Genomic DNA, 6439 nt, shown 5'->3' on the forward strand with positions numbered 1-6439 from the left:
TCTCCGCCAGCGCGCGGATCGCCGCCCGCAACTCGTCGTGCTCCTCGGGGAGTTTGAACAGGTCAAACGACGGATTCCCGGCCCACCCAGCCATCACAGCCTCCTAAGCTACTCGCCGGTAACTTTACCTTGAAGCGCGGCATCCTTCGCAAGCACGGTGTCCGCCAACTTCTTTTGGAATGTCTCCATCCGGGCCCGTAATGCCGGGTCGGCGGAGGCCAGGATACGCACCGCCAGCAAACCCGCGTTGCGCGCACCGCCGATGGAAACCGTGGCCACCGGCACCCCGGCCGGCATCTGCACAATCGACAGCAACGAATCCAGCCCGTCCAGGCGGGCCAGCGGCACCGGGACCCCGATCACCGGCAGCGGTGTGGCCGAAGCCACCATCCCGGGCAGGTGCGCTGCCCCGCCCGCCCCGGCGATGATCACCTCGATGCCGCGGCCGGCGGCGTCCCGGGCGTAGTCGAACATCCGCTGCGGGGTGCGGTGCGCCGAGACCACTCCCACCTCGAACGGGACGTCGAATTCGGCGAGCGCCATGGCTGCGTCTTCCATCACCGGCCAGTCGCTGTCGCTGCCCATGATCACGCCGACCCGGGGGCTGTTAGCCATGTGCATCCCATCCATCTGTCCACTCACCATGCGACAACCAGTGTGCCGCGCTTTCGGCCCGCTCACGCAGCTTCGCCGACGCCGTCGCGTCGTCACCGAGCAGGTTGACGTGCCCGATCTTGCGGCCCGGCCGCTCGTCCTTGCCGTACAGGTGCACCCGCGCGTCGGGATAGCGGGCGAACAGGTGGTGTAGCCGCTCGTCCATCGTCATCGCCGGTAGCTCGGGCGCGCCGAGCACATTGGCCATCACGGTCACCGGCACCACCGGGGTGGTGGCGCCGAGCGGATAGTCCAGCACCGCGCGCAGATGCTGCTCGAACTGGCTGGTCGCCGCGCCGTCCATGGTCCAGTGCCCGGAGTTGTGCGGCCGCATCGCCAGCTCGTTGACCAGCAACTCGCCGTCCGTCGTCTCGAACAGCTCGACGGCCAGCACCCCCACCACACCCAGCTCATCGGCCAGCCGCAGCGCCAATTGCTGTGCGGCAGCGGCTGATTCCTCCGACAGGTCGGGGGCCGGCGCGATCACGGCCACACAGATCCCGTCGTCCTGCACGGTTTCGACCACCGGCCACGCCGCGCCCTGGCCGAACGGCGACCGGGCAACCAGCGCGGAGAGCTCCCGGCGCATCGCGACGCGCTCCTCGGCCAGCACCGGCACCCCGGAGGCCAGGTAGTCGGCGGCGGCGGCCCGGGCCCCGGCGACGTCGTCGGCGATGGTCACCCCGCGCCCGTCGTAACCGCCCCGCGCCGTCTTGATCACCATCGGGCCACCGGTCAGCGCGGCGAAGTCCTCGACCGCCTCGACGCTCTCGATCGCGGCGAACCGCGGCACCGGCGCGCCCAGGGCCGCCAGCTTGCGACGCATCACCAGCTTGTCCTGGGCGTGGCGCAGCGCCCCCGGCGGCGGGGCCACGTTCACCCCCTCGGCAACCAGCTTGTCCAGCAGCTCGGCCGGGACATGCTCATGGTCGAAGGTGAGCACCGTGGCGCCGGTCGCGGCCCGGCGGAGGTCCTCGAGGTCGGTGTGGGAACCGATCACCACATCCGAGGTGACCTCGGCCGCCGGTTCATCGGCCGCGGCGGCCAGAACCCGCAGCCGCTGGCCGAGCGCGATCGCGGCCTGGTGGGTCATCCGGGCCAGCTGACCGCCGCCGACCATGGCGACCAGAGGGCTGCGCCCGCTCTCGGGCGGCGGCGCGGTGGTTGGCTGTTTCGGCACGGGCAATATCGTGTCACGCCGGCCCGTTTGCGTCGTTATCCAGTCGTTAGGCGCAGATCAGGCAAAGTCCGTACACTGGCGACTTGTGTCTTTTACCGACGCCACGATCGCCCGCCTGCCGCGGGTGGTGCGGCCACTGGCCGAGCGCCACCATGAGTTGATCAAGTTCGCCATTGTCGGCGCGACCACCTTCGTCATCGACTCGGCGCTGTTCTACACCCTCAAGCTGACGATCCTGGAGCCCAAGCCGGTCACCGCCAAGGTCATCTCGGGCATCGTCGCGGTGATCGCCTCCTACATCCTCAACCGCGAGTGGAGCTTCAAGGACCGGGGCGGCCGGGAGCGCCATCACGAGGCCCTGCTGTTCTTCGGGGTCAGCGGCGTCGGCGTGCTGCTGTCGATGGCCCCGTTGTGGTTCTCCAGCTACGTGTTGCAGCTGCGGGCGCCGATGGTCTCGCTGACGGTCGAAAACATCGCCGACTTCGTCTCGGCCTACATCATCGGCAACCTGCTGCAGATGGCGTTCCGGTTCTGGGCGTTCCGGCGCTGGGTCTTCCCCGACGAGTTCGCGCGCAGCACGGATGTGGCGCTGGGCGCGGCGATCGAGGACGGCGCACTGGTCGAGGCTCTGGAAGACACCCTGGAGGGCGGCCCGGACACCGGTGTGGTGACCCTGTTCCGGCGCCCCGCCCGGCATCAGCCGCCCGCTGCGGACGGTCTGTCGAAGACTTCGTGATAGAGCAGCGCGTGGACCTGCTCCACGCGCGGGATGTCGTAGAACTCCAGCGGTTCTTGTGACGCCGACTCGATGATCAGCGTCCCGGTGCGCAACATTCGGTCGATGAGCCCGTGGACGAACTCCACGCTGTTGATCCGCGCCAACGCGATGTCGATGCCGCTGCGCGTCAGCAACCCGTGCCGGTACATCACCCGTCGGTCGGTGATGACGAAATGGGTGGTCAGCCAGGTCAGGAACGGCCAGATCGCCAGCCAGCCGACCACCACCAGCCAGATCGCCCAGATCACCCCGAAGACCACGTTCTTGGCGTTGGGGTCCCAGGCCCGCGGGTTGACGATCCCGGACGCGAAACCGGCGCAGGCGGTGGCCAGCAGCAAGGCCAGCACCGGCCCGATCAGGCGTTTGACGTGCGGATGCCGGTGCAGCACCACCTGTTCGTCCGCGGCCAGGACATTCTCCGGATAACCCACGGCCGGTCCTAGCTGCACTCATTCGGCGGTCCCGGCTTCGGCTCTTTTCCGGCGAGCCTCGCTGAACCGCCGTTCGGCCGCAGCCGGGTGACGTCGCCGGCCGACACGGTGACGGTCTGGGCGCCGGTGTCGATGACGAGCCGGCCCATTTCGTCGATGCCCTCAGCGAGGCCCTCGACCCGCTGATCGCCGGGCAGCTCGGCGCGCACCCGGGCACCCAGCGTGCAGCTGTGGCGCCGGTAGTCCGCCGCCAGCGCCTCATCTGCCCCGCCGGCGGCACGCCACGCCGCGATCCGGCCGGCAAGGTGACGAAGAACCTTGCGCGCCAGGATGTTCCGATCAAGCATCGACGCTCCGAGCATGGCCAGCGAGACCGCTGCCGGATCCGGCGCCTGCTGCGCGGTCATGGTCACGTTCAGGCCGAGCCCGACCACGATGAGCTGTTTGGGCGCGGCCACCTCGGCGAGGATGCCGGCCAATTTGCCTTGCTTGTCGGCGCCCACGATTACGTCATTCGGCCACTTCAAGCCGACCTGCAGGCCCTCCTCGGTCAGGGCATCGGCCACCGCGACCCCGGTCGCCAGCGTCAGCCAGCCCCATCCCGACGTTGGCACCATGTCCGCGGCGACCCCGACCGACAGGGCCAGCTGGCTACCCGCCGGGGCCACCCAGTGCCGGCCATGCCGCCCGCGGCCGGCCGTCTGGTGTTCGGCCAGCAGCACCGCGCCGTCGATGTCCTCGCCGGCAGCCGAGCGGGCCAACAGGTCGGCGTTGGTGGACCCGGTTTCGGCGACCACATCCAGTGCGCGCCACGGGTGGCCTGGCCCGACCAGCCCATCACGCAGAACGGGTGCGTCGAGCGGTGGCTGAGCATCCATTTCACCAGCCTAGGGCCGGTGCCGTCGCCGCGCCGGTTGAAACGCCCGAGCGCGGGGTATTAAGGACTGGCAAGGGGAGGAGCCCTAATGGTGGCCGGGAGGTCGCAGAGACGAATTCACCGACGTCACAGTGCACAATCGGTTGCGGTGTCGCTGGCCAGTCGGCTTCTCGTCAAGAATATGGTGCGCGCGTGGGCCTTCCAGCCGGACCTGGCGTGGCCGCTCGCGTCGGTCGACCGGTTCGCCGGCTTGGTGCCCCACCGGCCGGTCGTGGACATCGAACGCTTACGGCTGGATCACTGTGTCGCCGAATGGGTTCAGGCCAGGGGAACCTCGGCGCAGCGCGCGATTCTCTACCTGCACGGTGGCGCTTTTCTGACCTGCGGGCTCAACACCCACCGATCCCTGGTGGCGCGACTGTCCCGGGCCGCCGATGCCTGCGTTCTCAACGTCGAGTACCGAATGTTGCCCTCGCACCGGATATCCGATGCGATCGACGACGGCCTGAGCGGGTTGCGCTGGCTGATTCGTCAAGGCTACGACCCGGGCCAGATCGTCATCGCCGGCGACTCGGCCGGCGGGTATCTGGCGTTCATGACCACTTTGGCCGCCTTGCAGGCCGGGCTGCCGAAACCCGCTGGCATAGCGGCGGTTTCACCCTTCACCGATCCCGACCCGACGACGAAGATGGGCCACCGCAACGCCGACCGTTGCGCGATGTTCCCGTGCGGGGCACTACCGGCTTTCACCCGCCATCTCGCACAGGTCACCTCACCGGTGGACGCCGACCTGTCGTCGCTGCCGCCGGTCACCATCCACGCCAGCTCCGACGAACTGCTGCTGCCCGACGCCGAGGTCATGGCAGAACGCCTCGAGGCCGCCGGGGTGCCGTGCGATCTGCACTTGTGGGACGGCCAGATTCACGATTTCCCGTTGGCGGCCGATGTACTTCCCGAAGGCCGGCGGGCGATCCGATACATCGGCGACTTCGTCAAGCAGGTCACCGAAGTCACCGAACCGCCGAAACCCGGCCCCAGGCCGGGTACGGCCGCCGCCTGAGCTAGGCGCCCAGCTTCGCCAGGCGATTCCGTAGTGGGGCCAGCGCGCACGCATGCCGATACATGTCCGCCCACGGATCACCGCGTTCGGTCATTCGCCGGGGCACGTCGCGCAGGGTGAATCCGTCCGGGCGCAGGCCGGGCACGTCGAGCTCGTCCCATTCCAGGGGCGTGGCCACCGGCGCACCCGGGAGGGCCCGGACCGCGTACGGCGCCACCGCCGTCTGCCCGTAGGCGTTGCGCATGATGTCTACGTACACCCGGCCACCGCGGTTGCCCTTGCGGATTTCGCAGGTGCGGTGCAGCGGGTCGTCGTCGACGACCAGACCGGCGACGGCGCGGGCGAACTCCCGGGCGGTGTCGAAACCGGCACTGCCCCGCAGCGGCGCGACGACATGCAGCCCGCGCGAGCCCGTCGTCTGCACATAGGCCGTCAAACCCAGCTCCTGAAGGACGTCGGCGACCGCGCGGGCAGTGGCCCGGACCACGGCGAAGTCGTCGCCGGCCGGGTCCAGGTCGAACACCAGCCGATCCGGCGCGTCCAGGTGCGGCTGACGTGACAGCCAGGCATGCAGCGTGACGCAGTCCTGGTTGGCTGCCCACACCAGCGCCTCATCCCGCGCCACCACCGGATGCACGACCGATCCCGCACCGGACTTTCGGGGCACATCCACCCGGTCCATCCAGTCCGGCAAGGACGTGGCGAAGTTCTGCTGGATGAATCCCTCCTCGTCGATGCCTCCGGGAAACCGGGTCAGGGTGAGCGGGCGGCCGTCCAGGTGCGGCACCATCACCGGCGCCATCTCGGCGTAATAGTCGATCAGGTCGCCCTTGGTGATCGCTTCGTGGGTGGCCGATGCCGGAAAGAGCACCCGATCCGGATGAGTGATAGCGACGTTGGGCTCCATAGCAGCCGCGTACCCGCTGACCGGGAAGCGATAAACGCCGACCCGTTCGCCACTGCATTCACTTGTGTCACTGCGGTTTTGCTTGTGGATGGAATTCTGCGCCTTGTCGGCGGGTGACGCTAGGGTTAGCACATGCGTTCGAATGACCGGGAAGAGATCGTCGAAGCGTTCGACGCCCTGACCGCCGACCTGGATCGGGCACTGGAGCTGGACTTCGACGCGCTGACCCCGCGCGAGTGCGTGGCGCTGTTGCGACGCTGCGAAGCATTGCGGCGCCGGCTGCCGGCTCTCGAGCACCCCCTGGTCAACCAGCTCGCCGCGGCGGATCCGGCCGAACTGGGCGGCAAACCCGGCTGGATACTGGCCGATGAGCTGCATCTGAGCCGTGGTGAGGCCGGTCGGCGCATCGCCGAGGCCGCCGACCTGGGAACCCGGCGCACCCTGACCGGCCAACCCCTAGAGCCGCTGCTGGCGCAGGTGGCCGCCGCCCAACGCGCCGGCGCGATCGGGGCCGCCCACATCGACGTGATCCGCAAATTCTTCGACTACCTA

9 protein-coding genes are annotated in these 6439 nt (G+C 69.0%); 3 read left to right on the top strand and 6 right to left on the bottom strand.

Annotation, left to right across the window (positions count from 1 at the left end):
- The 3 genes from A5771_RS23975 to A5771_RS11420 form a co-directional block, all read right to left on the bottom strand.
- Window positions 1-94 (bottom strand): hypothetical protein (locus A5771_RS23975; RefSeq protein ID WP_233428627.1); only part of this gene is annotated, 94 nt, incomplete at its 3' end.
- A 14-nt stretch (window positions 95-108) separates the two neighbouring features.
- The gene (gene purE / locus A5771_RS11415; protein ID WP_109401105.1) at window positions 109-615 is read right to left on the bottom strand and encodes a 5-(carboxyamino)imidazole ribonucleotide mutase; all 507 of its coding nucleotides are present in this window, start codon (window positions 613-615) and stop codon (window positions 109-111) included.
- Window positions 608-1834, bottom strand: coding sequence for a 5-(carboxyamino)imidazole ribonucleotide synthase (locus A5771_RS11420; protein ID WP_428844405.1), 1227 nt, complete (start codon window positions 1832-1834; stop codon window positions 608-610). Before A5771_RS11420 ends, purE begins: the two co-directional genes overlap by 8 nt.
- An 85-nt stretch (window positions 1835-1919) precedes the next feature.
- Between A5771_RS11420 and A5771_RS11425 the strand changes: the two genes are divergently transcribed.
- A complete protein-coding gene (locus A5771_RS11425; protein ID WP_064855337.1) occupies window positions 1920-2570 on the top strand; it encodes a GtrA family protein in 651 nt (216 codons plus the stop codon).
- Here the strand turns inward: A5771_RS11425 and A5771_RS11430 are convergent.
- On the bottom strand, window positions 2531-3043 hold the full coding sequence (locus A5771_RS11430) for a PH domain-containing protein (RefSeq protein ID WP_064855338.1): 513 nt from the start codon (window positions 3041-3043) through the stop codon (window positions 2531-2533). The two genes, A5771_RS11425 and A5771_RS11430, sit on opposite strands and share 40 nt — an antisense overlap.
- 8 nt (window positions 3044-3051) lie before the next feature.
- Window positions 3052-3921, bottom strand: coding sequence for a biotin--[acetyl-CoA-carboxylase] ligase (locus A5771_RS11435; RefSeq protein ID WP_064855339.1), 870 nt, complete (start codon window positions 3919-3921; stop codon window positions 3052-3054).
- Window positions 3922-4008: 87 nt separating this feature from the next.
- Between A5771_RS11435 and A5771_RS11440 the strand changes: the two genes are divergently transcribed.
- Window positions 4009-4980: an alpha/beta hydrolase gene (locus A5771_RS11440; protein ID WP_064855340.1), complete on the top strand. Its 972-nt coding sequence runs from the start codon at window positions 4009-4011 to the stop codon at window positions 4978-4980.
- Window position 4981: 1 nt separating this feature from the next.
- Here A5771_RS11440 and ligD read toward each other — a convergent pair whose 3' ends face one another.
- Window positions 4982-5887 (bottom strand): non-homologous end-joining DNA ligase, encoded by a 906-nt coding sequence (gene ligD, locus A5771_RS11445; protein ID WP_064855341.1) that lies wholly within the window; start codon window positions 5885-5887, stop codon window positions 4982-4984.
- Between the two features lie 132 nt (window positions 5888-6019).
- Between ligD and A5771_RS11450 the strand changes: the two genes are divergently transcribed.
- On the top strand, window positions 6020-6439 hold a 420-nt coding region (locus A5771_RS11450), incomplete at its 3' end, for a DUF222 domain-containing protein (RefSeq protein ID WP_131808910.1).

Origin of the sequence: Mycolicibacter sinensis (genome assembly GCF_001667375.1) — a bacterium.
Taxonomy (GTDB): domain Bacteria; phylum Actinomycetota; class Actinomycetes; order Mycobacteriales; family Mycobacteriaceae; genus Mycobacterium; species Mycobacterium sinense_A.

Excerpts from the sequence above, each read along its gene's own strand:
- purE (WP_109401105.1), bottom strand. The coding sequence starts at position 615 with ATGGCTAACAGCCCCCGGGTCGGCGTGATCATGGGCAGCGACAGCGAC.
- A5771_RS11435 (WP_064855339.1), bottom strand. The coding sequence starts at position 3,921 with ATGGATGCTCAGCCACCGCTCGACGCACCCGTTCTGCGTGATGGGCTG.
- A5771_RS11440 (WP_064855340.1), top strand. The coding sequence starts at position 4,009 with ATGGTGGCCGGGAGGTCGCAGAGACGAATTCACCGACGTCACAGTGCA.
- ligD (WP_064855341.1), bottom strand. The coding sequence starts at position 5,887 with ATGGAGCCCAACGTCGCTATCACTCATCCGGATCGGGTGCTCTTTCCG.